Origin of the sequence: Peptostreptococcus sp. MV1 (genome assembly GCF_000758885.1) — a bacterium.
In the GTDB taxonomy this organism is placed as follows: Bacteria; Bacillota; Clostridia; order Peptostreptococcales; family Peptostreptococcaceae; genus Peptostreptococcus.
In genome coordinates, this window is record NZ_JRNB01000001.1 from 1 (window position 1) to 26,928 (window position 26,928).

Below are 26,928 nucleotides of genomic sequence, written 5' to 3' on the forward strand. Positions count from 1 at the left end.
GCTAAGCCTAGTCTTGACATATATTTCAGGTCAAGTTCTGATATTTTGGCAGGAATGACAAAAAAGTCTACAAATTGATATTGCAATTTTGGGTGAAAAAAATAAAAGTTTTTTTCAAAATATAGGCAATGATGATTTTTTCGTGCCAAACTACTATTTTAAAAAGAATTGGAACGAATTTTTTGTTTCTAACTGTTCTGCAGGAAAAAATGAGTTTTTTATAAAGAATAATGCTGATATTTATCCATGTCCTAATCTTTCAGACAGATCATTTTTACTAGGGAATATCTTAATAGATAAATTAAGTTCTATTGAATTTAATTTAGATTCAATAGATGATGTCTGTGCAATAAATAACAACAACTACTTCGATAGTTGTAAGTCTTGTCCTGTTAAAGAATTTTGTTGGACTTGTCCTGCATCTAAGTTAGAAATAAAAAGTACAAATACATTTGATGGTTTGTGTTCAAAAGTTAAGCCATTCTTAGTTAATTAAATTTGGAGGTAGGTATGAAATCTTTAAATAAATTATTATACAACCGAATTAAAAACAATAAAGTTTCATTAATTTGCTTATCAGTACTGTTTTTAACATTTTTTACTATTCTATTATTTAAATTTTCAATATTAGAAACACAGATAAATGATGTGATTCGTTTTAGGGGAAAAAGTAACTTTATACTATTGAATGTTGATAAAAGTACAATCAATAAACTTGAAAAGTCTAAAGATATCAAAAATATTTATTGTGAGAATATAGAAAAAGTTATCAAATATAACGAAAAAAATATTCAACTAAATTCATCAACAAAGAATATTTTAGATTTGTATAATTCTAGTATTTTAGAGGGTCATTTATATAATAAAGAGAATGAATTTGTTGCTGAAAAATGGGTCTGTGATTCTCTTGGTCTAAAAATTAATAATCACTATATTTTTAGAGATATCATTAATAACTTAAATATCGATATGAAATTAGTCGGTATATCAAGTAATATCACAGCCAATAAATTAAGAAATAACTATTTGTTTTATACAAAATCCAATAAAAATATTAATTGTTATAATTATATTCATTTGATTACATATAAATACAACTATTCATATTCTAATTTCTTGAACAAAACCTATGAATTAGAAAAGGATGCTGTAAAGATTAATTACGAGCTGAATGATCTTCTCACAAATAAATATCATTTGACTTTTTTAGATTTAAAATATTTATTAGTATTGGGTATATTTTTAACTATATTATTAGTTATACTTTATTTCATATACTATAATGATGATAAAAATTTCTTTTCAATTGCATATTTATTGGGGTGTAGTAAAAGAAAAATTGCAAGCATAATTTTATGTGAAAATATTATCATGATGGCGACTTCTTTAACTATAGGATATTTATCTTCATGTATACTTTTTTTCTTGATTAAAAATAAACTTTATATTTTTAATCAAGAACTTCTGAATAAAAATATAAGCCCTACTTATTGGAGTTATAAATTTATTTTACCTATTATCTTTTCTTTAATTATAGCTATTATCATATCATCATATAAATATTTTAAAATAAAACTGGGTGAAGATCATTCACTGAATAGAAAAGAAAAATATAGGAAACCTAAAACCTATACTTTGAATACGAATAAACCTGCATTACGTGAAGTTATATCCCTATATATAAAGAGTGATAAATTTATGTATATATTATTTGCATTTTTACAAATTATTTCTTCTATTGTTTTGATATCATTTTTGTATTATTCGAATTTGATGCAGTATCACAATAAAGAGTTAATTTCATCTTTTGAAGAAGGTTATAACTATGATGTAGCTATAGAACCAGTGGATATTAACTCTACTGGAATAAGCGAAATCGATTTGAAAAGAATACAAAACCTTAGAGACAGCAATAATAAATTAGTTTTTAAAGAAGTACTGGCCTCTGCTCAATTAATGGGACGTATTGAAATATCAAACACAAACTTAGATAATTTTACGATAAACCAATTAAATGGTAACTATAAAAATAGTTTAAGGGGTGCTGTTATTAAAGATGGAAATTCACTATATATTAAATCTTCGGTTTATGCATTTAATGATGAAATAATTAAAAATAATTATTCGAAGATAAAAGCGAAAAATGCTGCGCTACTATATTTGCCAGAAAGATTTAATGATTTGAAAAATAAAAAAAACATAACTTTTTTATATAATCAAGTTAAAGAACCCTATTCCGAAAACTATATATATGGTACTGAAAAACCAACAAAGCAACTGGATTTTGACGTGATACATCATACAAATAATTTAATGTATACTGGAAATTTTTACACTAAAAATGATTGCCCACAGATAATTTTAAATATACATGCATACAAAAAAATTTTTGGAGATATAAAATTTAACTCAATAAATTTAAATATTAACCCTCAATGCAATATAAATCAGGCTGTAGAAGACTTAAACACTATATTATCAAAATATAACTTCAATATAGTTAATAAATATGATGAAAGAGCGTTGATGTTGGATAGTTCAGAAATACACGAAAAGATCAATATATTTATTTCTATATGCATATATTTAATATTATTTATTATAGGTCTATCACTATACTTAAAGATATATAGAAAAATATATAGAAACTTGCAAATAGTGGAGTACCTTGGAATATCAAAAACAGCTATAAGAAGAATATTTATTGAAAAAACAATAACGTTATTAATGCTAATGACATTAATAATAGTATTATTTTCTCTACCAACAGAATGGTATATATATGAATATTTCAAGGCGAATGATTTCTACACCAAATATTTTGCATTTAATTTAAAGTATATTTGTTTTACGATAATATTAAATTATATTTTATGGTTAGTCGGATATTTATTATTTCTTCATTTTAATAAAGGAGTGAGATATGAAAATAGCGATTATAGATTCTGGAATTATTAAAAACCATGTATTTGAAAAGTCTATAAACAATTTTTGCCATTTATATATCAAGGACAACTATATATTTGAATCTAATGAAATTATAGATGATAATGGTCATGGTACGTTGTGTGCTTCAACTATATTGAAATATTGTCCTGATTCAATTTTTGACATTTATAAAATCTCTGATAAAGAGGGTAATTCTCACATTGAACAGCTAATATTAGCTTTGGAAAAAATACTTGAACAAAAAAAACCAAACTGATTAATATTAGCATGCCTTTTAAAAAGACAAAATTTCCATAAATGATTTTGAGTATATTCAATCTTTATTAAAAAATATAAAAAACAGAGGAACCATAATAATATCTTCAGTAGATAATGATTCATGGTCATCTTATCCTTCGTTGTTTAGCAATGTAGTTGGTGTTTATGGGAAAAGAAATATATTAAATGTAAATCGTTTTTTTACGTTGATTGTAATATTGAAACGTAATAGAGAATAATTTAGGAGGTTATTTTTATGAAAACACTAAAGATCAAGGATATAAAGAAGTATTATGGTAAAAATGACAATCTTGTAAAAGCTGTAGATGGTATATCAATAGATATAGAAAGTTCAAAGTTTACTGCAGTTATAGGGGCTAGTGGATCAGGTAAATCTACACTTTTGCATTGTATAGCAGGTCTAGATAGGCCTACCAGTGGCAATGTATTTTTAGACGATATAGACATTTATACTTTAAGTGATGTATACCTATCTAGGATAAGAAGAGAAGAGTTTGGATTTATTTTTCAGAGTTTTAACTTGATACCGGTTTTAAATGTATATGATAATATAATTCTACCAGTATCATTAGATGGGAAAAAGCCTGATGAAGAGTACATAAATAGGATTATAGAGAAGGTTGGCTTAGAAAGTCAATTAAAGAAGTTTCCTAATGAATTATCCGGTGGACAGCAACAGAGGGTTGCAATAGCACGTGCATTATCAAACAAGCCATCTGTGATATTTGCAGATGAGCCTACTGGAAATTTGGATAGTAAGACTACGCTTGAGGTTATGGACTTATTGAAATCTACTGTAAGAGACTTTAATAAGACACTTGTTATGATTACGCATAACAATGATATAGCCAATGAAGCTGATCGAGTAATTACTATTTGTGATGGTAAGGTAGTAGATGATGTCAAAAAATAATTTAAATAGATTTATAAGTTTTGTATATAAAAATAATAGAAAAAAATTTCTTCTATCTATTTTACTTGTTTTTATAGTTACCATAACAGATTTGGTTTTGCCATTGTTCGCTAAGAATATAATAGATAATGGAATAATAGGAAAAAATATTGAAGGTTTGTTTTTATTTTTATCTATGTTTATAATATTTTCAGCCGTATCTATACTTGTGGATATATGCTTGAAATATTTGTATTCTTTTATGAGGAACAATGTAGGTATAAAACTCAGATTACGAATTTTAAATCATATAATATATTTAGTCGTCTTAGTAAATATTTAGATAATAAGATTGTCATCATGATAGCTCATAGATTATCTACAATTAAAGATGCAGATGAAATATACGTTATGAATGAAGGTAAGATAGTTGAATATGGTAGTCATGATGAGTTGATTAATATAAATGGATTGTATAGGAAAATGTATGAAGAAAATTCGAATAATAGTTGAAAATAAATTGTATTAGTTGAGCTGCAAAGCGTGCGAAACAATAATCCACCCGCTATGCGGGTGCGCGACAGATGTTATACAAAAAAATCACCATTCCGTAGTATAATTGAATTGTTCAAGCTCAATAATACGAATAGAAAGTTGATTTTATGGCTAACAAAGCGAACAGCTTATCTCACACAAAATGGATGTACAAATTGATATTGCAATTTTGGAATTTTTATAAAATATTTACACAAATAGGTTTATTTATTCTAAAATTTGTCTATATACATATGTTGAATTACAAGAAAATCAGGAGGAAGAGATGAAAAAGGTAAATACAATAGAAATAAATATTGATGTTAAGAAAAATATATTTGAGGTAGATGAAAAGCATGAAACAGGTCCTATTGACTTGATAAGGATTTTGTCTATAATAGTGAGTGAGTATAACCTTATGTTGATGAATGATACAGATGAGATGGAAGCAGTTGATGTATTGGCAGGAAGATTTGACAAGGTTTTGGATAGGGTTACAGACCTAGGTAGGGTCAATCTAAAAATAGAAGCCTATCAGCCTAATACATTTATGACTGGTAAACAGATAATTTATGAAGTAGCATACAACAAAAATTTGAGTGGAGTAGATATGGTAAGCACTTTGATGGTAGTATTAGAATTCGTCAAGAATTCATTACTAGATTCTTTTGCCCTAAACTCAGACATTGATATGAAATCTAGGGCCAAGGGAGTAGCAGAACTAAACCAGTTTAGAAAGTCTTTAGAATATATCGAGGGCTTATCTGGCATACTTAGTTTAGCTGGATATGTTTACAAAAAAAGCAGGGAAGTTGATTCAAAATTCTCAGAAATGCTGGCAAATGATATAGACAAGTTATCTCATATAAGTGTAGAAATGCTAGATGATCTTTTAGAAAAGTCAAAAAATGTAAGTGATATAGATGAGAAGGAAGAGAATAGGTATGATGCCTTGATTGAATTTAAAAAGTCTCAGAATCAGGGCAGATTACATGTTTTAAATAAGGGTCATTCTCATGGACAAGGTTCTTGTTCTTGCGGTCACCATCATGATCACGACAACCATAGTCATAATAACTAATATTAAGGTCTATTTGGCCTAATAAAAGAATATATGAGAGGTAACAGGTATAACTAAAATGTGACCTGTTGCCTTTTTTCTATTTTTACATATTCTCCTAGTAAAAAATTAAACCACATTTTAATAGAGGACCGCCCAATATGCTTATTGGCAAGTATGGCTATGATTTGGGGTCTGTGGTATAATTATGTTTATATAATCAAGGAGGATAAATTATGAATTTAAAATATATATACCATAGTGGCTTCTTATTGGAGTTAGATAGTGCCTATATGCTCTTTGACTACTACATGGGTCAATTACCTGATATGGATAAGGATAAAAAATTATACGTCTTTGTTAGTCATAGTCATGGTGACCACTTCAATGAAGATATATTCCAACTATTTGAAGACCATAAGGATGTAGAATATATACTGTCAAGCGATGTGGTTCCCAAAAGACAGGAAGATGCCGATAGGTCCTATTCACTAGAGGCCAATATGGAGTACTATTTTGATGAATTGGGAGTTCAGACATACATGAGTACTGACCTAGGTTTGGCCTATATGATTTCCTACAAGGGAATGACTATCTACCATGCAGGAGACCTAAACTGGTGGACCTGGGTAGGTTTTGAGACAGAAGAAGAATTTGAAGAATTGACAAGAAACTTCAAAAAGGAAATAGACAAGATGGCTGGCATGGAAATTGACCTTGCCATGGTACCACTAGACCCTAGACAGGCAGAACGATTTGACTGGGGCATGAAGTACTTTATAGAAAAGACTAAACCTAGACACCTAGTTCCTATGCACTGTTGGAACAAGTTTGAGGTTATAGACAAGTTTAGAAATAAGCACAGTCAACTACTTACTGCTATCAACCTAGTGGATACGGACAAGATACCTATGGAGGGGATAGCCTTAGATTAATTAAGAAAGGAGCATATATGAAGCTTTGTGATTTTTTAGTGAATATTGGTCTGGACAACAAGAATATCTTGGAAGAATTTGACAAAACTGAAATAGAAAAATCTATACTAGATAAAGAAAGCCAAACCTGCCATATTTATCTGACTTCAGATGAAATCATACTAGAGGATAGGCTTGCCAGGTTGGAAAATAAGGTGAAAAACAAACTTTGCCCACCCTTAAATTCTGTAAAACTTGAATGTAGATTTACAGGTCTAGAAAAAAAATCCTTAAAAGATATAATGAAACGTTATTGGCCAAATATCAAAGAATTGATATATTCATGCATACCGCTTTTATTTGTACATGATGATTTAGAACATATGACCAGTGGAAATATTTTAAAAATTAAGGCTCCGGATGAATATATTCTTACTAGGCTGGTCGACAAGGAAATAGACAAAAAAATATGTGCTATTGTAAAAAGGCAGCTAAATAGAGATATAGAGGTTCTTTTTGAAGTAGCTAAAAAAAATCTTAACATAGACAAACTAGGTCACATAGAAAAAATAATTGATTCTAGGGATAGGGAAGTGGAGGACTATGTATCTAGGCTCCAAGTAGATAATTTTCCAGAACCGGAAAAAGAAGAAAAATACAAGTTAGACAGGGACTATATAGACCCCAATATGGTATATGGAGAAAATGTCATGGCAGACCTCGTCAAGATATACAGATTAAATGAGAACTCTCGTACTGTATGTATAGAGGGAGAGGTATTTAATACTGAAGAGGTGAGCTTGAGAAGTGGCAAAATTATGTATTCTATTTTTGTCACTGATACCACAGATGCCCTACTTTGTAAGCTACAACTAAACGATACCAACAAGGACCGTGTCATGGGGGCTACAAAGGTAGGATCATATATCAGGTTAAAGGGAGACATTATAATTAGTTCCTACACTGATGAAATAGAGATGACGGTAACAGGCATAAGGAGTCAGGAAAAAAAGCCTAGACTTGACGAGGCACCGGTTAAGAGGGTAGAACTACATGCCCATACCAAGATGTCCTCTATGGACTCAGTTGTACCAGTAAAAAAACTAATTGCCAGGGCCCTAGACTGGGGTCACAAGGCTATAGCAATTACAGACCATGGTATAGTTCAGGCCTTTCCAGATGCCATGAATGCATCAAAGGGCAAGGATATCAAGGTAATATACGGGGTTGAGGCCTATGTGGTTGATGACGACCTCGATATAGTTCAAAATCCAAATGACAGGGGCTTTGACCAGAGATTTGTAGTTTTTGATATAGAGACAACGGGATTTTCGGTTACAGGCGATAATATTACAGAAATAGGTGCAGTTTTATTAGAGGGTGGCAAGATAAAGGAGAGGTTTTCGACCTTTGTCAATCCAAGGATGGATATACCCTACCTTATACAGGAGCTAACAGGCATCACAAATGAGATGGTAGAAGATGCACCCTATATTGAGGAAGCTCTCAAAAAATTTATGGATTTTGCCAAGGATTCAATACTTGTAGCCCACAATGCTGACTTCGATACAGGCTTTATAGCCCAGAAGTGCAGTGAAGTTGGCCTGGACTACCAGCACGAAAAATTGGATACCCTGCTACTAGCCAGGGTCTTGATGACACATATGAAGAGGTTTACCCTTGATAGGTTGGCCAAGGACCTAGGGGTCAACCTAAGTGGCCACCATAGGGCAGTAAATGATGCCGAGGCAACTGCCCAGATATTCCTGAGATTTATCAGTATGATGAAGAAGGACGGGGTTGAAAAATTATCAGACATAAATAGGGTCTACGGTAAGATTGACCATACAAAGTTGAGGCCTAGCCATGCCACTATATACGCCAAGGACTATCAGGGATTAAGAAATCTCTATGAGCTTATTAGTGACTCTCATATAAACCATTTTTATAGGCAACCCCTTATGCTCAAGAGTATCATCAAGGAAAAGAGAGATGGCCTAATAATTGGAAGTGCCTGTTCAAGCGGAGAACTATTCAGTGCAGTTCAGAGGAACAAGAGCAGGCAGGAAATAGAAAAAATCCTAGAATTTTATGATTTTATAGAGATTATGCCCCTTGACAATATCAAGTACCTTGTAGAGTCAGGAGAAGTGAAAACCTACGAAGAGTTGAGAGATATAAACAAGAAGTTAGTGGACCTAGGTGACCAATCGGGCAAACCGGTAGTTGCCACTGGGGATGTACATACCCTAGAAGCATACGAAAGGGTCTATAGGAGTGTACTCAAGTATTCTCAAATTCCCAAATACAAGAAGGACATAGAATCTCTTCACTTTAGAACTACAGATGAAATGTTGGAGGAGTTCCAATACCTAGGGCCAGAGACTGCCTACAGGGTGGTAGTGGAGAATTCAAATTTAATAGCTGACATGATAGAGGATATAATTCCAATACCAGAAGAGACCTATCCACCTAGGATAGAGGGGTCAGAGGAAGAACTGAGGCAAATGTGCTTTGACAAGGCCAGAAAGATATATGGTGACCCCCTGCCAGAGATAGTGGAAAAGAGGTTAAATAGGGAGCTAAACTCAATCATCGGTAATGGATATGCCGTTATGTATATAATCGCCAATAAGCTGGTTGCCAAGTCCTTATCAGATGGATATTTGGTTGGTTCAAGAGGGTCTGTTGGTTCCTCATTTGCAGCTACTATGAGCGATATAACTGAGGTAAACCCCCTACCAGCCCACTATATTTGTCCAAATGAAGAATGTAAGCATTCAGAGTTTTTTGCCATAGGTGAGTACGGCTCTGGTATAGACCTACCAGATAAGAAATGCCCAATTTGTGGTAGCCAGATGATCAAGGAAGGTCAAGACATACCATTTGAAGTTTTCCTAGGCTTTGAAGGTGACAAGGAACCTGATATAGACCTTAACTTCTCAGGTACCTACCAGCCTGTCATACATAAGTACACAGAAGAGCTCTTCGGAGAGGGCTATACCTACAGGGCAGGTACGATTGGTACGGTCCAGGAAAAGACTGCCTTTGGTTATGTAAAGAACTTTTCTAGGGAAAACCACCTAGATCTTACAAATGCTGAAATGACTTGGTTGACCAAAGGATGTACAGAGGTAAAGAGGACATCGGGCCAGCACCCAGGAGGTGTAATGGTAATACCTGATTACAAGAACGTTCATGACTTTACGCCAGTACAGTATCCTGCCAATGACAAGTCATCAGGGGTAATTACGACCCACTTTGACTACCACTCAATCAGTGGTAGAATATTAAAGCTAGATATACTTGGACACGACGGTCCGACCATCATCAGGATGCTAGAGGATATGACTGGTATAAAGATAACTGATATACCACTTGATGATCCAGAGACAATGTCCCTATTTACATCTACCAAGGCCCTAGGCATTGAGCCAGAAGATATAGATGGGACTACAGTGGGCTCTATGGCCATACCAGAATTTGGTACCAAGTTTACCAGACAGATGTTGGTAGATACCAAGCCTACTACCTTTGCCGAATTAGTCAGGATAGCCGGTCTTTCACATGGCACCGATGTATGGTTGAACAATGCCCAGGACCTAGTCAGGGCCAATGTAGTTGGTCTAAAGGAGGTAATCTCTACACGTGATGACATTATGAACTATTTGATATTCAAGGGTCTAAAGCCTAAGATGGCCTTTACAATCATGGAGAGTGTAAGAAAGGGAAAGGGCCTAAAGCCAGAGCATGAGGCCGCCATGATAGAAAATGAGGTTCCTGACTGGTATATATCATCATGTAAGAAAATAAAATATATGTTTCCAAAGGCCCACGCAGTAGCCTATGTAATGACATCCTTTAGGATAGCCTACTGCAAGGTCAACTACCCTGAAGCCTTCTATGCAACCTATTTTACTACCAAGGTTGACGATTTTGATATCGAACTTATTACATCAGGTATTGACAAGGTCAAGGCTAGGCTAGAAGAAATAAAAGAATTGGGAACCAAGGCTACTACCAAAGAAAATTCCCAGTATACTATATTAGAGGTTGTAGTAGAAATGTATGCCAGAGGTCTGGAATTTATGCATATAGACATATATGAGTCGGATGCCAAGGAATTCAAGATATATGCACCAAAGAAAATACTTCCACCTATGGTATCTTTGCAGGGCATGGGGGAAAATGCGGCACTCAGTGTAGTTGAGGCCAGAAAGGACGGTAGCTTCCTGTCAAAGGAAGACCTGATAAAGAGGACAAAGCTGTCTAAAACAGTTGTTGAAAAGTTATCAGAACATGGTTCTCTCGATGGCATGAGTGAAAAAAATCAGTTATCATTCTTTTAACCTTTGTATACTCTTGAAAATAGTGTTACAATCAAAAAAGAGGGTGAGTATATAAGGAAGAGAGGTTAGGTAGTTATGAATAAAAAATTAAAGGTCAACCTTTTGGGACTGGCAACCATATCATTTTGGGCCCTAGCATTCCCATTTTCCAAGGTTGCGATGCAACATTTCACACCCTATTCCCTAGGATTTTTAAGGGTTTGTATAGCATCTATTGTCCTACTTATAATTGGTGTATTTACCAATATAAGGATGCCCAAGGTCAAGGACATAGGCTGGTTGCTATTGTCAGCAGCTTGTGGCTTTGGTGTCTATTTATTTGTATTTAACAAGGGGATACAGACCATTACATCTGCATCCTCAAGTATTATAATTGCCCTAACTCCAATACTGACAGCAATTGAATCGAGCAAGATATACGGAGAAAAGATTAATAAGATTGGTTGGATATCCATGATTACAGCCTTTGGAGGAGTCCTGATTATGATGCTGTGGGATGGAGTCCTATCAGTTAATACAGGTATGATATGGACCCTGTGTGCATCAGTCCTATTTTCAATCTACAACAACCTAAACAGGAAGCTGTCAATGGACGGTTATAGGGGTATAGAGATAGTTACCTACAGTATGGTGTTTTCTATACTAATTCTATCACCATTTTCAATGCAGGGTAAGGCTGAATTAATGGCTGCATCAGGCAAGTATATATTGGTATTACTTGTACTAAGTGTATTTTCTAGTGCCATAGCCTATTTCTTGTGGAGTATAGCCCTATCCATAGCAGACAAGACCAGCGAGGTTGCAAATTTTAGTTTCTTGACACCATTTTTTGCAACAGTATTGGGCTCACTAGTATTGGGAGAGGTTCCAAACATGGGTACAGTAATTGGTGGTATAATCATCATATCTAGTATGGTTGTATTTTCTAAGAGAAACACCCTTTATAGGGCAAAAAAATAAGGAGATTGACCTAAAATCCTCAGTAGTCAGCATATAACTAGCTACTGAGGGTCTTGGGTTCAAGCTCCTTATTTTAGTTTTCTCCCATTTTTCAAATGGTCTTTCCAATAGTTTAGGGCATTGATCTTGTAGCCAATGGTGATAGATATGCTGCATAGGTATATCCAGGTCATCAGTACTATTATGGTTGATATATTCCCATATATTTCCTTATAATCACTAAATCTGTCTATATAAAAAGAATATCCTATTGAAAGTGCAACCCATAAAATAGTTGTAAGGCAGGCACCTGGTAGGGCCTGTCTAATTTTTATAGGCTTGCATGGTCCAAATACATAAAAATTCAAAAAAATCAGTAGTATAAATATAATAGGCACCACGAATCTTATAAAGTTATATATAAGGCTCAGTAGGTAAAATTCATCGAGGCTATCCCTGATTATATCAGCTAGTTTGCCTCCGTATACTAAAAAGACTACTGCCAGTATAACTGCCAAGAAAAAAGCAATGGCATATAGGAAGGCATACAGATTTAACCTTATAAATGACCTAGTCTCCTCAAAATTATAGGCAACATTTTGACCTGTAATAAGAGACTTGACGGCCTTAGAAAATGTCCATACGGCAATTAAAAAGGTTATAATCAGGAGTCTAATGCTCCTATTTTTTATGGCAGAATCTACAATAGCCAAAAGTATATTAGATGCACCAGTTGGTACATTATACTGAATAGAAGTCTCTACAAAATCGCCAACTACAGCTGGCATATAGGCAAAGGCACACATCAAAAACATTAGTGATGGAAATATAGACAGGGTCAAATAATAGGCAGCCTCTGCCGCTCTTGAATACATATCTGCTATATTAAACTGGTTTACCAAGGGTCTGACTTTTTCATTATATATTTTAATAAGTTTCATTTGACCTCCTATAAATATCACTTTTATTATATTTTACCATATTACAATCTAAAAAACCTAATATATGATATAATAATATTTAAATGGAGAAGTTTTCTAGGAGGAATATTTTGACGAGTAAATGCAATAAATATAATCACGATTTAGAGACTCTTCCCAACACATATGTAGCGATTGATTTGGAATTGACTGGAAATGATTCTCTCAAGTACATAATTGAAGCATCTGCTATAAAAGTGGTGGATGGTCAAGTAGTAGATGAGTTTTCAAGCCTGGTAAAACCACCAGAGTACAATATATTGGACAATAGCAAAATAGTCTATAGAAATAATAAACATAAAAAAATCAAATCTACAGTAAAAGTTGACGGTGAAGAGATTTATTATATAGATGAATTCATAGAGGAATTGACAGGTATATCTAACAAGATGATCCACGATGCTGAAGATGAATACTCAGTAATAGGAAAATTTTACGATTTTATAGGTGACCACCTTGTAGTAGGTCACGGAATGGCAAATGATATACTTCAGATTAAGGATGCCTTTGATAGGGTTTTAGATATAGATTTTAATAATCCATGCATAGATACTTTTGACCTTGCTGAATTTGCATACGATGACAAGTTTTCGCTGGTTAGACTGTGTGAATATTTAGGAATAGAAAACATAGATGCTCATAGGGCTAGATCTGATGCATATAGGACTCACCTTTCCTACCAAAGACTAGGTGACCATTTGAAAGAAAAGCATGGAGTAGAGGCTTATGGACAAGAGTTTTTTAAGTGGATGGAAAAGGCCCTACTAAAGCAAAATAGGATACTTAAAAATAGGGCTATGAATAATATAAATGCAAAAAATTGGAATAAAAAGAGGCAATCATATATAGACGACCATAGGCTGGATTTAGACCTTTTTAATGCAAAAATATGTCTATCAAACAGAATAAAATTAAAAAATATGCCTGATTTCAAGAGATTAGCAAATGAGTACAAACTCAAATTAACCACTTCTTTAGATCTTGAATCTGACTACTATATTGTTAAAAATCCTGTCTATGATACAAATGACCTGGATAAGCAATTTATAAAAAAAGTTGTAGACATAAATAAATTAGGAAAATCTATAAGAATTATGTCCATAAATGAACTAGCGTCAATACTGGAAAATTTTGTATCCATAGATGATGGAGAAACAGATGAAAATTCTTGCACCTTGGATTTCAAGGATAAGAATGTATATCTTTATAATGACTTTAACTACGAACCCAAGGAGAACATTGGTAAAATAGTTGAAGGTATAGGAGGTATACTAGTTGATGAAATAAACAATCAGACTGACTGGATTATCGTAGGTGAGGGCTTTGACAAACCAATTTTTTATGACTCAAAAGAGTATGAGCTAGTATTGGCCTATCTAGCACTTGGGCACAATATAAAATTAGTCAATGAAAAGAAGTTTTGGGAATTTATAGCGATAAATGAGGGGGAAGTATGAAGTTAAATAAAAATATTTTGGTAAAAATGGCACTATATTCACTTGTTGGTATGCTATCTACAGGACTATTTCTAGTTAAATCAGACGCCGCATCTATTAGGAGAATAGAGGGAGTGGACAGGTACCAGACTTCTATAAATGTAGCTGACCATCATAGGTCAGACACTGCTATAGTAGTAAATGGTAAGGATTTTCCAGATGCTCTTTCAGCTGTTAGTCTAGCTAATAAGTTCAAGGCAAATATAATATTGACAAGACCAACATCAGACGACTTTCAATATAAGAAATTTACGGCTGACTTGATAAATAGAAACATAGAAAATGTAATTATAATTGGTGGAGAAAATTCAGTAGATAAGGGTTATGAAATTGAATTATCCAAATTTTTCAAAGTTGAAAGAATACAGGGTAATGACAGGTATGAAACAAGCATGAAGGTTGTAGAAAGATCCGGAATAAAAAAACTCTGTATCACAGATGGCAGAAATTTTCCTGATGCCCTATCTACAAGTGCCCTAGTTGCAAAAACTAATAGTGCCTTGCTCTTAATCGACGGTAGAAAAAAGCTTGACCTAGATAAGGACTATAGAGTTCTCTATACAGTAGGAGGAACAAATTCAATCCAAAATACATATGGCAAGAGGATAGCTGGACCTGATAGATACCAGACTTGTAACCAAATACTTGACTTGATGAATGCTAAAAACATACTTATAGCTAGTGGAAGAGACTTCCCAGATGCTCTCTCTGCAGCATCCATGGCTAGCATGATTGATACTGGCCTTCTTTTATGCTCACATAGGGTTGACTCAAATGTAGTTGAGCGCAGTGCTGATAAAGATAGTATTGTTGTAGTTGGTGGTATAAATTCTGTAAGTGGCCTAACAGTTAATTCTATAATGGACAAGTATCACTATTCATACTCATCTTCTGAAGATGTAGGATTTGATTCAGCCAGCCAAACTTATAGATTTTCTGATGGACGACTATTTAAGGGATGGTTATACCAACCAAGTAGGTCATTGTATGGCTATGATAAATACTACTATAATGAGGAAGGAATTTTAGAAAGAGACAAGGTAATTGCTGGCGTAAGATTAGACACTGATGGTAAGGCCATCATCGATAATGACGGAAAAACAATCACTAATTAAAATATATGAATAAAAAGTTTCAAAACGCTTTACATTTGCTGAGAATAGGGGTATTATTATGTGAGAAGGCATAAAAGATAAGTGTGGAGGAATTGGAATATGAAGGTTGAAACGTTTGGTGATCCTGAAAAACCTGTAGCACTTTTAGTGCACAGCATTTTTTATCCAGGAATTACCAGCTATAGAACAATTTTACCTTTGCTTACGAAGGATTACTACGTTGTTGTACCAAACTTGGAAGGGCTTGACTACCCTCATTCAGAATTTGTATCTGCTAGATGTCAATCTGACAAGATACTTGAATGGTTGGAAGAACACAATATAGATAGGATAGCTTTCTTACTAGGCTCGTCTTATGGAGCGTCTGTAGCTTTTGAGATATTAAAAGATATTAATCTCAAGATAGATAAGGCTGCTCTGGATGCACCAGCTATGAAATGTAGTCGTTTACATGGTTTAAAACTTTATCTGGAGATGAAAAAGACATCTAATGGATTTAAAAAACATCCAGATAAATTTTTTAGTAAAACTGAAAAATACAAGTATTTAAAAGATGAAGATGAAAAACATTGTATAGATGTTTACAAAGGAATAGACAAGGACTGTCTTAAGAAAATTGCCTTTTCTTGCTATGACTATACCTTGCCATCAAGACTTTACAGGGAGGGAACAAAGATTGTATTCCTCTTTGGAGAAAAGGACAAGGCCAAAATAAATCTTCCAGAAATAAAATCACTAGGAGCTGGTGATATTAAGATAATTGATGGTATGAGCCATATGCAGTACATGTTTGAAGAGCCAAAGCAGTTTTTAAAAGAGTGCGGTTTAGCAATATCCTAGTTTATGTTTTGTTGTAGGCAAAGGTAAGATTTAAGATTAAATGATCTCTATAATTTCTGGCGATACTGACTTGAATAGTTGGTTAGAAATTTATAAATTTATGTTGTAATGGAGGTAAATTATGAAAAAAATATTATTTGGAACTGCCATAGGTGTAGTTGCAGGAGCACTTGGTTACAAAGTTTACAAGGAAAATGAAGTAGAAGTAAATGAATTCCTTCGTGAAAAGCTACACATTGAATGTGATTTTGAAGATTTTGATGATGAGGATTTTGAACTTGAGGATTTAGAAGCTCTTAGAGAAACTATTGATGACCTAATTGATAGAAAAAATGCACGTGATTTTGATAGCGACGATGAAGAAGTGAACGACGACCTTGATAGTTTTGTAGTTTCTATGCAGGACTTTGATAAAGAAGAGCTTAAATTTGATGATGCAGCAATCGTAAAAGAAGAAGAAAAATAGTATAGATAAGATATACATATAAATACTATACAATAAAGGGATTATGACGTATAAATACAGGCGTAATCTCTTTTTTATTTGCAATAAACTTAAATTAACCTATCTTAACTGATTAGTACAAAATAGGAGAGGCTAAGATATTGGCCATATCATCGGGCTTGTATAAACTCTATGCTTTTGTAGAAAAAATCTTTTGTAAAAAATCAGAAAAAGTTTTCCTACAAGACTTGCATTATTCGGATAAATAGTATACAATATTTGTAGAAAAGAGATATACTAATATCTAAAAGGTTGAAAAAATTGATATATACTATACTATATGGAGGATTATAATGAAGATTAGAGTTGGTTTAAACGGATTTGGAAGAATTGGTAGATCGGTATTAAGGATTACAGAAGCAGCAGCTGACAAGTATGAATATGAAGTAGTGGCTATAAATGCCAGAGCAAATGCTGAAACACTTGCCCACCTGTTTGAATATGATTCAAGCTACGGTATATTTGATGGACAGGTAGAAGTTAAGAACAACGATTGTATAAACGTAAACGGAAGAGATATAGCAATCACTAGAGCTGCTACTCCAGCTGAAATACCTTGGAAAGACCTAGGAGTTGACATAGTTATAGACAATACTGGCAAGTTCAAAACTAGAGAAGATGCTATGGGACATATAAATGCTGGAGCAAAGAAGGTTGTAATCACTTGCCCTGCAAAGAAGGAAGATATAACTATAGTGCTAGGCGTAAATGATGATAAATACGATCATGAATTACACAATATAATATCAAATGCATCTTGTACAACAAACTGTTTAGCTCCAGTAGCCAAGGTTATAGATGAAAAGTTTGGAATTGAAAATGGTATGATGACTACAGTTCATGCTTATACAAATGACCAGCAGGTACTAGACAAGACTCATAAGGACCTAAGAAGGGCTAGAGCTTGTGCTGGATCAATAATACCTACAACAACTGGTGCAGCTAAGGCAGTTTCACTAGTACTACCACAGCTAGAAGGAAAGCTAAACGGATTTTCTCTAAGAGTTCCAACTCAGACTGTATCTGTAGTTGACCTAGTTGTAAACCTAAAGAAGAAGGACGTAACTGCTGAAGAAATAAATGCAGCCCTAAAGGAAGCTTCTGAAAACGAATTAAAGGGTATATTAGGTTACTGTGACAAGCCACTAGTATCTGTAGACTTTAAGGGCGACAAGAGGTCTTCAATAGTAGATGCCCTATCAACTATGGTAATGAGCGATGGACTAGTTAAGGTAATATCTTGGTATGACAATGAATGGGGTTATGCCGAAAGAACTGCTGACCTAGTTAACATGGTATCAAAAAAATTAAAATAGTAATTTCTTCACTGAAATAAATATAAATTTATTTTCTAAGATTTAAACCCAATATAGTTAATTTATTAAAGTCACTTATGGTAACATAAGTGGCTTTTTTCTGCATATGATGTTTTTTTATCCTCAAGATGAAGATAATTTCATTTTAGAAAAGTCTAGATGTGGTATAATTAGATGTAATAATATAGGTATTATATATAGTTAATTATACTTAAATATTTATCTATATATATGTATTAATTTTAAAAATTCGAGTGATGGGTAGCATATATAGTGTGTTACCGATGAGGAGGTACAAGATGGAGAAGGTCTATAATTTAGGGATAGATATTGGCTCCACAACAGTTAAAGCAGTTGTATTGTCAGAAGATAATTCAATATTATATAAGGAATATAGAAGGCACTTTTCTGATGTAAAAAAGGCAGTTGGTGACCAATTAAGAGATATCTTCAAGAAAATAGGTAATATCAGTGTAAGGTCAGTTATAACAGGATCGGGTGGTATAGGTCTATCAAAGAAGATAGGTATAAAATTTGAACAGGAGGTTATCTCCAGTACAAAATCTATAGAACACTATAATCCAGACACAGATGTAGTTATAGAACTTGGTGGAGAAGATGCAAAAGTTACCTTCCTATCAGGAGGTATTGACCAGAGAATGAATGGTATCTGTGCAGGCGGTACAGGAGCTTTTATTGACCAGATGGCATCTCTGTTAAAGACAGATGCTGCAGGTCTAAATGAGCTTGCTAAAAATTTCAAGGTAATATATCCTATCGCTTCAAGGTGTGGTGTATTTGCAAAGACAGATATACAACCCCTTATAAATGATGGAGCCAGCAAGTCAGACATAGCCATGAGTATATTCAATGCAGTTGTCGTGCAAACAGTCAGCGTTTTGTCCTGTGGTAGAAAAATAGAGGGAAATGTAGCCTTTTTAGGTGGCCCCCTATACTTTTTGTCAGAGTTGAGAAGGCAGTTTGCAAACGTCTTGAAATTGGAAGATAAAAACATTATTTTCCCTGAAAATGCCCAACTATATGTGGCAATGGGGGCAGCACTTTTGGCGTCAAATGAAAGAGTATATTCTATCAAAGAATTAATAGATATGGTTGAAGGAGTGGATAGCCTTGAAGATGCAAATAATGATGAAATAATACCATTATTTGAGGATGACAAGGACTATGATGATTTCAAGGCTAGACATGCCAAGGCCTGTGTAAAAAGAGATACTATAGAAAATTATCAGGGGAACTGTTTCTTTGGTATCGATGCTGGTTCAACTACTACCAAGGCTGTCCTAATAGGTGACCAAGGACAAATACTATATTCGCATTATGGTAGCAATGAGGGAAGTCCCCTAGATATGAGTATTAAAATACTAAAGGATATATATTCTAAGCTACCACAAGGATGTTCTATCACTAGGGCTACTGTGACGGGCTATGGTGAAGAGCTGATAAAGAAGGCCCTTAGGATAGATGAAGGTGAAATAGAGACTATTGCCCACTACAAGGCTGCCAAGTTCTTTGATCCTGAGGTGGATTTTATACTCGATATAGGTGGCCAAGACATGAAGTGCCTAAAGATAAAGGATGGGGTAATTGACCAGATTATCTTAAATGAAGCCTGTTCTTCCGGCTGTGGTTCCTTCCTTGAGTCATTTTCAAAGTCCCTACATATGGATATAGTTGATTTTTCAAAGGTGGGAGTAGAGTCGGAAAATCCGGTGGACCTAGGTTCTAGGTGTACTGTATTTATGAATTCCAGGGTCAAGCAGGCCCAAAAGGAAGGGGCGACAGTAGCAGACATATCTGCAGGTTTGGCATATTCAGTAGTGAAAAACGCCCTCTTCAAGGTTATCAAACTAAGAGACGTTGAAGAGCTTGGAAAAAATGTCGTAGTCCAGGGTGGAACATTCTACAATGACCTAGTCTTGAGGTCTTTTGAAATCTTGACAGGTAGGGAGGTTACTAGACCTGATATAGCAGGGCTAATGGGAGCCTTCGGTTGTGCCTTAATATCTAGAGAAAAATACAGGGGCATCAGGTCTAATATATTGAATATAGACCAGCTAAACGACATCACAGTTGAGTCAAGTGTAACCAGGTGTAAGGGATGCTCAAATAAGTGCCTGCTGACTATAAACAAGTTTTCTGAGGCAGAAATATTTGTATCAGGCAATAGGTGTGAGGTTGGTGAGGCAATCTATACACATAAGAAAATACAAAAAGACAAGAAAAACATAAATATATATAAATATAAGTATGATAGGCTGTTTGACTACAAGTCACTAAGTCCACAGGATGCCAAGAGAGGCATAATCGGTGTCCCAAGAGTACTGAATATGTATGAAAATTATCCATTTTGGCATACATTTTTAACTCAGCTTGGATTTTCAGTAGTTTTATCGTCAAAGTCCAGCAAGGATATATTTGAAAAGGGCATTAGCTCGATTGCTTCAGATACTGTATGTTACCCAGCCAAGTTAGTTCACGGACATATTGAAGACCTAATAGAAAAGGGAGTAAAGACAATATTCTACCCTTCTGTTACGCATGAATTTAGGGAAGACCCAGAGTCTGACAACCACTTCAACTGTCCGGTGGTGACATCTTATCCGGAAGTTATAAAGAGTAATATGGATTCACTTGAAGAAAACAATATAAAGTATATAAATTTCTTCATAACACTAAACAATAAAAATAAGTTGAAAAAGAGAATATATTCTGCCATGAAGTATCACTACCCTGATATTAGTCAGGAGGAGATAAACAAGGCTATTGATATGGCGACAAGAGAGTATGACCTATTCAAGGCCCAGGTGAGACAAAAAGGTGAAGAAGCAGTATCCTATCTAGAGGAAAATAACCTAAAGGGCATAGTCCTAGCAGGCAGACCCTACCATTTGGACCCAGAAATCAACCACGGTATACCTGAATTGATTAACTCCTTGGGCATGGCAGTCCTATCAGAGGATTCTATTTGTCACCTGGCCCACATTGATAGGCCTCTAAGGGTAGTTGACCAGTGGGTATATCATTCAAGACTATACAAGGCTGCAGAATTCTGTAAAAACCATGACAACCTAGATATGGTCCAGTTAAACTCTTTTGGATGTGGCTTGGATGCCGTGACAACTGAACAGGTAGAGGATATACTGAGCGAAAAGTCTAAGATACATACCGTTATCAAGATAGATGAGGGCAACAACCTAGGTGCAGCCAAGATAAGGCTGAGGTCCCTAAAGGCAGCTATCAATGAAAGAGAACAAAGTGGTATAAGGCCATCACAACTAGAAGAAAAGAAGGTCCAATACCAAAAGAATACTCGCTTGAATACCAAGCATACACTTTTGGCACCACAAATGGCACCAATTCAATTCCAGTTTATTGAGAGGGCCATGCAGGATTCAGGGCTCGATCTAGTAATATTAAACAACAATTCATCAGAGATAATAGATGAGGGACTAAGATATGTAAACAATGATGCCTGCTATCCAGCCATAATAGTAATTGGTCAATTGATACATGCCCTAAAGTCAGGCAAGTACGACCTGGACAATACTACTGTACTTATGACACAGACAGGTGGTGGATGTAGGGCAACCAACTACATCTCCTTTTTGAGAAAGGCCCTAAAGTCTGCAGGTTTTCCTAATGTACCAGTAGTATCCATCAGTGCCCAGGGTATAGAAGACAATGGATTTAGAGAACAAATCAACATCAAGGTTATAAACAAGCTGGTAATGGGGGCAGTATACGGAGACCTTTTGATGAAGGTCCTACTGAGGGTAAGACCCTATGAAAGGATACCAGGTAGTGCCAACCAACTATATGAAAAATGGTGTCAAAAATGTAAGGACTCACTAAAGGATGCAAGCATTAGGCAGTTTAAGAGAAATATCAAGGACATAGTTTCAGATTTTGATAGGCTAGAAATAAGCAATGAAGTAAAACCAAGGGTAGGCCTAGTAGGAGAAATCCTAGTCAAGTTTAGCCCTATAGCCAATAATGACTTGATAGGCATCTTAGAAAAAGAAGGGGCAGAAGCTGTTGTTCCAGAGTTAATTAATTTCTTTATGGCATGTGCCTATAATAACATCTATAAGTACAAAAACCTAGAAGGATCTTGGAAGAGTATGATGGCCAGCAAGGCAGTTGTCAAGGTACTAGAAACATATATGGCTACCTATACATCGGCCCTTAAGGCAAGTAAAAGATTTGAACCTCCTAAGAAGATAGACGACCTAGCAAACTTTACAAAGTCATTTGTATCCCTGGGTAACCAGACAGGTGAAGGCTGGCTATTGCCAGGAGAAATGCTAGAGCTACTAGAGTCAGGATGTAACAATATCATATGTATGCAGCCATTTGGTTGCCTTCCTAACCATATTATAGGTAAGGGTGTAATCAAGGGAATAAAGAAGGAATTTCCTAAGGCAAATATAATCCCAATAGACTATGACGCATCAGCGACATCGGTCAACCAGCTAAATAGGATTAAACTAATGTTGGCTACAGCCTTTAAAGAAACTAAAAATGGCCAAGATATTATATATGGTTCAAGGTTTAAACCAATTGATTTAAACCTTCATAGATAGTATAATATAAGTACTCTATTATAGATAGGGTACTTATTTTTTGGAAGGAGTTAAAATATTGGATATAAGTAATGAAGCTTTCGTCTCCCTATATGATGATAACTATATAAACGAAGATCTAATAATATACCAAGGTAGGTTTTATATATATGGAACTTATGACATTAAATGTCAGGGTACTATCTATTACAAGATAACCGACCCAGTATCAATAAATTTCAAGGCACGTGTATATAAATACGATACCATATCAGACTACATAGATGATCTATCCATGGAAGAAATATCCTTGGAAATACCAGGCTACAAGATTATAAACGCCGAGATAGTACAAACATCAAACGGCGAAATCTATGGCTATGTCAATGACATTATAATCAAGTCAAAGGATACAGATGTAGACTATGCCCAGTTCGATATAATAAATATGGATAAGATACCTGGCAAGCTGGCAAAACTAGGTTACTTGGTATATGCTGCTAGGATAGAATTTGAGGTAAATGACTATACAATTGTCATAGATAAAAACTATAAGTACAACAAGGAAATGCATAACAACTTGGTGTCAAAAAGTGGTAGCATAATAACACATACAGGTAGGATTTATAAAAAAGATGCTAGTCGGGTCAAGACAAAAAAGCTAAGGAATATTTTAAACAACCTATCAACGGCCCTATCTTTTTCCTGTGGCAGATATATAAATATAATTAATGCACATGGATATCTAGATGGAAAGGAAAGCTACAGGGAATGGTGTAAGAACTATTCATCGGACTACAGGTTTGTATTTAACTGGACATCCACAATATCCAACTACTACAATATAGAGAAATACCTATCATTGATGTGTAAAAAACTAGAGGATTCATACTATAGTGGGGCTATAACCAATACACTAGACTGGTACCTAGAATCGCTAAATGGAAACAATATCGACAATAATATTATTTCTATACAGACAGCGTTAGAAATGTTATCATACGTAGTCTTAGTTGAAATGAAGGAGGTATATTCAAGACAAGAATATGATAGTCATCCCGCTAATCAAAATATCAGAAGACTTCTGAAAGAATGTATGTTAGATACTAGCATATCAAAAATAGATCAATTTTCCATGGAACTAAAAAACAGTTTTAATGATGGAGTTGACCTGATTACCTACTACAGAAACTCTGTAGTTCACCCTAGCAAGTCAAAACAGGGCAACAAGTTGGTATTTGAAGATATGTGGAATACAACGCTTCTAGGCATAAACTACATCGAACTGGTAATACTCTACCTGATAAACTACAGGGGTGAATATACAGATAGGTTCAAAGATATTAGTTTTGGTCAGGTGAACTTGGTACCTTGGGCAAGGAGCCAAACTTCTAAAACAAGATAGGGCCTAGATTATTATTTGAAGATATATGATATATACTATAAAATTAGAAGTTTTTTAAAACTTTTAAAAAACTTTTAAAAAACTTTCAAAAGTCCTTGACAAATGCTAAACCATGGACTAAAATGTTTTATAACAAGTAAAGAAACCACAAAACTAAAGACTTTGACTAGAAATAGTAGGTATATGAAGTTAATCAGAGAGTTGCTGGTTGGTGAGAAGCACATTACAGATTATATTGAACACATCTATGAGTTGGATACCGAAATTAAAGTAGGCTATCACGTGAACACACGTTACAGTGTTAGAGTATTATATAGTACTCGATGAGGTTACTATTGTGAGATAGTAACGAATAGAGGTGGGAACACGAAGTATTGGATTTTATACTCTCGTCCTCTGGCAGACGTCAGGGCACGGGAGTTTTTTGTGTGTATTCTATCCTGGACCTGACTAAGGCATATTTAATTATATTTTTTAGGAGGAAAAGAAAATGAAAAAAGGTATTATCAAAAAGACAGTGATGTTGGGCTTAGGACTATTATTAGCGACTGGTATGGTTGGATGCTCAAATGGTAAGGATGACCAAAAGGCCGCTGATACTGGCAACAAAAAAGAAGTCGTGATTGGACTTGACAACACATTCGTTCCTATGGGCTTCTTAAATGACAAAAATGAGCTAGAAGGTTTCGACGTAGACCTAGCCAATGAAGCCTTCAAGAGGGCCGGTTATACAGTTAAATTCCAGAACATAGACTGGTCAATGAAGGAACAATCACTGAACAATGGAAATGTTGACTGTTTATGGAATGGTTATTCTATAACAGAAGAACGTAAGGCAAAGGTAAACTTCTCAAAGCCATACTTTGACAACAAACAAATAGCAGTTACAATGGCAAAGGAAAGCCCTACAAAGCTAGGAGATCTAAAAGACCAGATTGTTGGTACACAGGCAGCATCATCAGCCCTAGAAGCAATTGAAGCAAATAAGGAATTTATAGGTATGATTAAGGACAAGAAGCCTGTTACATACGATACATATGACAAGGCTCTTAGGGACCTAGAAATAGGCAGGATAAAGGCAGTAGTCGGCGATGAAGTTCTTCTAAAATACTATATTAGCCAGAGGGGTGCAGACAAGTACAAGGTACTAGAAGGCGACCTAGGTAGTGAAGAATACGGTGTTGGTTTCAGAAAGAAAGACACAGAATTAAGAGACGCACTAGACAAGGCCCTAGATGATATGAAGGCCGATGGTACATTTGACCAGATAAAGAAGAAATGGTTCAACCAATAATAAATATACAAAAATAAGCCTACCACATAAGACTAAAAAAGTGACAGGCAACAGGAGGAAATAAATGATTGAAGGGGTTAAAATAGTTTTAGAATTGTTCTTTGTAACAACAATATTTTCCATACCCTTGGGTATAGCAGTGGCCTTTGTAAGGCTATCAAATAATAAAATAGCTAGTTCAGTATCTAGCTTCTATATATGGATAATGAGAGGAAGCCCCCTATTACTACAGATGATGTTTTTCTACTATGTACTTCCAATAATCAGTCCAAAGCTAGTATTTGACCAGCTGACAGTGGCCTTTATAGCCTTTGTAATCAACTATGCAGCTTATTATGCAGAGATATTCAGAGGGGGCCTACTATCAATAGACAAGGGACAGTTTGAAGCAGCCAAGGTACTAGGATTTGATAAAATCACAATGTACAAGAGGATAATTTTACCCCAGTTGACAAAGAGGGTCTTGCCACCAGTTTCCAATGAACTGATTACCCTAGTAAAGGATACTTCACTAGTATACATCTTGGGACTAAACGACCTATTAAGGGTAGCGACTGCGGCCAGCAACAGGCAAGCCAGCTTGATGCCTTTCGCCTATGCAGCAGTTATATACTTGGTGATGACAGCCATCCTAACAAAATTGATGGCACTCTTAGAGAAGAGATATTCATACTATAGGTAAGGGGTGATAAGATGTTAAAGGTAATAGATCTAAAGAAAAAATTTGGACAGGTAGAAGTACTCAAGGGTATTAGTTTTGAAATAAATAATGGAGAAATCGGTGTAGTCCTAGGAAGGTCAGGTGCCGGTAAGACGACGCTGATTAGGTGTATAAACGGGCTAGAGAGCTTCGATAGCGGTAAGATAGTATTAGACGATATAGAGATTAAGTCAAGCAGTGACATGAAAGAGGTAAGGGGCCAGATTGGTATGGTATTTCAGAATTTCAACCTCTTTCCACACCTAAGTGTCATTGAAAATATAATTGAATCTCCTGTAAGGGTATTCGGTAAAAATAAGGACGAGGCAATCAAGGAGGCCTTAGAGCTATTGGAAATGGTCGACCTCTTGGACAAGAAGGATCACTATCCCTACCAGCTATCAGGTGGCCAGCAGCAGAGGGTAGCCATAGCTAGGTCATGCGCCCTAAAGCCAAAGGTATTGTGCTTTGACGAGCCGACATCAGCCCTAGACAAGGAGAATATCCAAAAGGTAGAAGACATCATAGGCAGGTGTAAAGAGAGGGGAATGGCAATACTTATAATTACCCATGATACAGTCTTTGCTGAGGAAATAGCAGACAAGACACTAAATATTTCCGACGGCCTATTGCTATAATCCATCTCAATTTGTATTATATTTTTGATGTATATAATAGGATAAATAAAATAATAAAAGACTATACAACAAAACTAGTCTTATCAAAGGGAGTTAGGCATTTTTCAAAATCTAAATGAATGTTCTAGCTCCCTTTTCTT

20 protein-coding genes and 1 other annotated feature are annotated in these 26,928 nt (G+C 34.8%); of the genes, 19 read left to right on the forward strand and 1 reads right to left on the reverse strand.

Going from position 1 to position 26,928, the window contains the following annotated elements:
- Nucleotides 1-88 precede the first annotated feature (88 nt).
- The 9 genes from HMPREF1639_RS00005 (at nt 89) to HMPREF1639_RS00045 (ending at nt 11,937) form a co-directional block, all read left to right on the forward strand.
- On the forward strand, nt 89-496 hold the full coding sequence (locus HMPREF1639_RS00005) for an SPASM domain-containing protein (protein WP_036761844.1): 408 nt from the start codon (nt 89-91) through the stop codon (nt 494-496).
- Between the two features lie 14 nt (nt 497-510).
- A complete protein-coding gene (locus HMPREF1639_RS00010) occupies nt 511-2,958 on the forward strand; it encodes an FtsX-like permease family protein (protein ID WP_036761850.1) in 2,448 nt (815 codons plus the stop codon).
- Complete coding sequence (locus tag HMPREF1639_RS00015) at nt 2,924-3,205, forward strand: S8 family serine peptidase (protein WP_036761852.1); 282 nt, start codon at nt 2,924-2,926, stop codon at nt 3,203-3,205. The genes HMPREF1639_RS00010 and HMPREF1639_RS00015 overlap by 35 nt, the downstream gene beginning before the upstream one ends.
- Before the next feature lie 258 nt (nt 3,206-3,463).
- Nucleotides 3,464-4,141: an ABC transporter ATP-binding protein gene (locus tag HMPREF1639_RS00020; protein ID WP_036761855.1), complete on the forward strand. Its 678-nt coding sequence runs from the start codon at nt 3,464-3,466 to the stop codon at nt 4,139-4,141.
- Nucleotides 4,142-4,357: 216 nt separating this feature from the next.
- On the forward strand, nt 4,358-4,633 hold the full coding sequence (locus HMPREF1639_RS09335) for a hypothetical protein (RefSeq protein WP_198021037.1): 276 nt from the start codon (nt 4,358-4,360) through the stop codon (nt 4,631-4,633).
- Nucleotides 4,634-4,940: 307 nt separating this feature from the next.
- Nucleotides 4,941-5,735, forward strand: a complete 795-nt coding sequence (locus tag HMPREF1639_RS00030; RefSeq protein WP_036761870.1) for a hypothetical protein — start codon at nt 4,941-4,943, stop codon at nt 5,733-5,735.
- Between the two features lie 215 nt (nt 5,736-5,950).
- On the forward strand, nt 5,951-6,649 hold the full coding sequence (locus HMPREF1639_RS00035; RefSeq protein ID WP_036761873.1) for an MBL fold metallo-hydrolase: 699 nt from the start codon (nt 5,951-5,953) through the stop codon (nt 6,647-6,649).
- A 17-nt stretch (nt 6,650-6,666) separates the two neighbouring features.
- Nucleotides 6,667-10,977 (forward strand): PolC-type DNA polymerase III, encoded by a 4,311-nt coding sequence (locus HMPREF1639_RS00040; RefSeq protein ID WP_052045352.1) that lies wholly within the window; start codon nt 6,667-6,669, stop codon nt 10,975-10,977.
- Nucleotides 10,978-11,052: 75 nt separating this feature from the next.
- A complete protein-coding gene (locus HMPREF1639_RS00045) occupies nt 11,053-11,937 on the forward strand; it encodes a DMT family transporter (RefSeq protein ID WP_036761876.1) in 885 nt (294 codons plus the stop codon).
- Nucleotides 11,938-12,005: 68 nt separating this feature from the next.
- Here HMPREF1639_RS00045 and HMPREF1639_RS00050 read toward each other — a convergent pair whose 3' ends face one another.
- Nucleotides 12,006-12,857 (reverse strand): YihY/virulence factor BrkB family protein, encoded by an 852-nt coding sequence (locus HMPREF1639_RS00050; protein ID WP_052045353.1) that lies wholly within the window; start codon nt 12,855-12,857, stop codon nt 12,006-12,008.
- A gap of 110 nt (nt 12,858-12,967) precedes the next feature.
- Between HMPREF1639_RS00050 and HMPREF1639_RS00055 the strand changes: the two genes are divergently transcribed.
- The 10 genes from HMPREF1639_RS00055 to HMPREF1639_RS00100 all read left to right on the forward strand — a co-directional run bounded on the left by HMPREF1639_RS00055 (nt 12,968) and on the right by HMPREF1639_RS00100 (nt 26,788).
- On the forward strand, nt 12,968-14,353 hold the full coding sequence (locus HMPREF1639_RS00055) for an exonuclease domain-containing protein (protein WP_036761877.1): 1,386 nt from the start codon (nt 12,968-12,970) through the stop codon (nt 14,351-14,353).
- Nucleotides 14,350-15,507, forward strand: coding sequence for a cell wall-binding repeat-containing protein (locus HMPREF1639_RS00060; RefSeq protein WP_036761878.1), 1,158 nt, complete (start codon nt 14,350-14,352; stop codon nt 15,505-15,507). Before HMPREF1639_RS00055 ends, HMPREF1639_RS00060 begins: the two co-directional genes overlap by 4 nt.
- Nucleotides 15,508-15,606: 99 nt before the next feature.
- Nucleotides 15,607-16,347, forward strand: coding sequence for an alpha/beta hydrolase (locus HMPREF1639_RS00065; protein ID WP_036761881.1), 741 nt, complete (start codon nt 15,607-15,609; stop codon nt 16,345-16,347).
- 121 nt (nt 16,348-16,468) lie between these two features.
- Nucleotides 16,469-16,813, forward strand: coding sequence for a hypothetical protein (locus HMPREF1639_RS00070; RefSeq protein ID WP_036761885.1), 345 nt, complete (start codon nt 16,469-16,471; stop codon nt 16,811-16,813).
- A 332-nt stretch (nt 16,814-17,145) separates the two neighbouring features.
- The gene (gene gap, locus HMPREF1639_RS00075) at nt 17,146-18,168 is read left to right on the forward strand and encodes a type I glyceraldehyde-3-phosphate dehydrogenase (RefSeq protein WP_036761887.1); all 1,023 of its coding nucleotides are present in this window, start codon (nt 17,146-17,148) and stop codon (nt 18,166-18,168) included.
- A 299-nt stretch (nt 18,169-18,467) separates the two neighbouring features.
- Nucleotides 18,468-22,772, forward strand: coding sequence for a 2-hydroxyacyl-CoA dehydratase (locus HMPREF1639_RS00080; protein WP_036761890.1), 4,305 nt, complete (start codon nt 18,468-18,470; stop codon nt 22,770-22,772).
- A 58-nt stretch (nt 22,773-22,830) separates the two neighbouring features.
- Nucleotides 22,831-24,156, forward strand: coding sequence for a hypothetical protein (locus HMPREF1639_RS00085; protein ID WP_036761892.1), 1,326 nt, complete (start codon nt 22,831-22,833; stop codon nt 24,154-24,156).
- A 153-nt stretch (nt 24,157-24,309) separates the two neighbouring features.
- Nucleotides 24,310-24,556, forward strand: a binding site (T-box leader).
- 90 nt (nt 24,557-24,646) lie between these two features.
- Entirely contained in the window at nt 24,647-25,450 is an 804-nt protein-coding gene (locus HMPREF1639_RS00090) for an amino acid ABC transporter substrate-binding protein (RefSeq protein ID WP_036761896.1), read from the forward strand.
- Between the two features lie 64 nt (nt 25,451-25,514).
- Nucleotides 25,515-26,132 (forward strand): amino acid ABC transporter permease, encoded by a 618-nt coding sequence (locus tag HMPREF1639_RS00095; protein ID WP_036761899.1) that lies wholly within the window; start codon nt 25,515-25,517, stop codon nt 26,130-26,132.
- An 11-nt stretch (nt 26,133-26,143) separates the two neighbouring features.
- Nucleotides 26,144-26,788 (forward strand): amino acid ABC transporter ATP-binding protein, encoded by a 645-nt coding sequence (locus HMPREF1639_RS00100; RefSeq protein WP_036761902.1) that lies wholly within the window; start codon nt 26,144-26,146, stop codon nt 26,786-26,788.
- Nucleotides 26,789-26,928: the final 140 nt, after the last annotated feature.

Coding starts and splice junctions, on each gene's coding strand:
- HMPREF1639_RS00050 (WP_052045353.1), bottom strand. CDS start 12,857: ATGAAACTTATTAAAATATATAATGAAAAAGTCAGACCCTTGGTAAAC.
- HMPREF1639_RS00035 (WP_036761873.1), top strand. CDS start 5,951: ATGAATTTAAAATATATATACCATAGTGGCTTCTTATTGGAGTTAGAT.
- HMPREF1639_RS00040 (WP_052045352.1), top strand. CDS start 6,667: ATGAAGCTTTGTGATTTTTTAGTGAATATTGGTCTGGACAACAAGAAT.
- HMPREF1639_RS00015 (WP_036761852.1), top strand. CDS start 2,924: ATGAAAATAGCGATTATAGATTCTGGAATTATTAAAAACCATGTATTT.
- HMPREF1639_RS00070 (WP_036761885.1), top strand. CDS start 16,469: ATGAAAAAAATATTATTTGGAACTGCCATAGGTGTAGTTGCAGGAGCA.
- HMPREF1639_RS00065 (WP_036761881.1), top strand. CDS start 15,607: ATGAAGGTTGAAACGTTTGGTGATCCTGAAAAACCTGTAGCACTTTTA.
- HMPREF1639_RS00095 (WP_036761899.1), top strand. CDS start 25,515: ATGATTGAAGGGGTTAAAATAGTTTTAGAATTGTTCTTTGTAACAACA.
- HMPREF1639_RS00060 (WP_036761878.1), top strand. CDS start 14,350: ATGAAGTTAAATAAAAATATTTTGGTAAAAATGGCACTATATTCACTT.
- HMPREF1639_RS00030 (WP_036761870.1), top strand. CDS start 4,941: ATGAAAAAGGTAAATACAATAGAAATAAATATTGATGTTAAGAAAAAT.
- HMPREF1639_RS00020 (WP_036761855.1), top strand. CDS start 3,464: ATGAAAACACTAAAGATCAAGGATATAAAGAAGTATTATGGTAAAAAT.
- HMPREF1639_RS00045 (WP_036761876.1), top strand. CDS start 11,053: ATGAATAAAAAATTAAAGGTCAACCTTTTGGGACTGGCAACCATATCA.
- gap (WP_036761887.1), top strand. CDS start 17,146: ATGAAGATTAGAGTTGGTTTAAACGGATTTGGAAGAATTGGTAGATCG.
- HMPREF1639_RS00080 (WP_036761890.1), top strand. CDS start 18,468: ATGGAGAAGGTCTATAATTTAGGGATAGATATTGGCTCCACAACAGTT.
- HMPREF1639_RS09335 (WP_198021037.1), top strand. CDS start 4,358: ATGCTTGAAATATTTGTATTCTTTTATGAGGAACAATGTAGGTATAAA.
- HMPREF1639_RS00090 (WP_036761896.1), top strand. CDS start 24,647: ATGAAAAAAGGTATTATCAAAAAGACAGTGATGTTGGGCTTAGGACTA.
- HMPREF1639_RS00100 (WP_036761902.1), top strand. CDS start 26,144: ATGTTAAAGGTAATAGATCTAAAGAAAAAATTTGGACAGGTAGAAGTA.
- HMPREF1639_RS00010 (WP_036761850.1), top strand. CDS start 511: ATGAAATCTTTAAATAAATTATTATACAACCGAATTAAAAACAATAAA.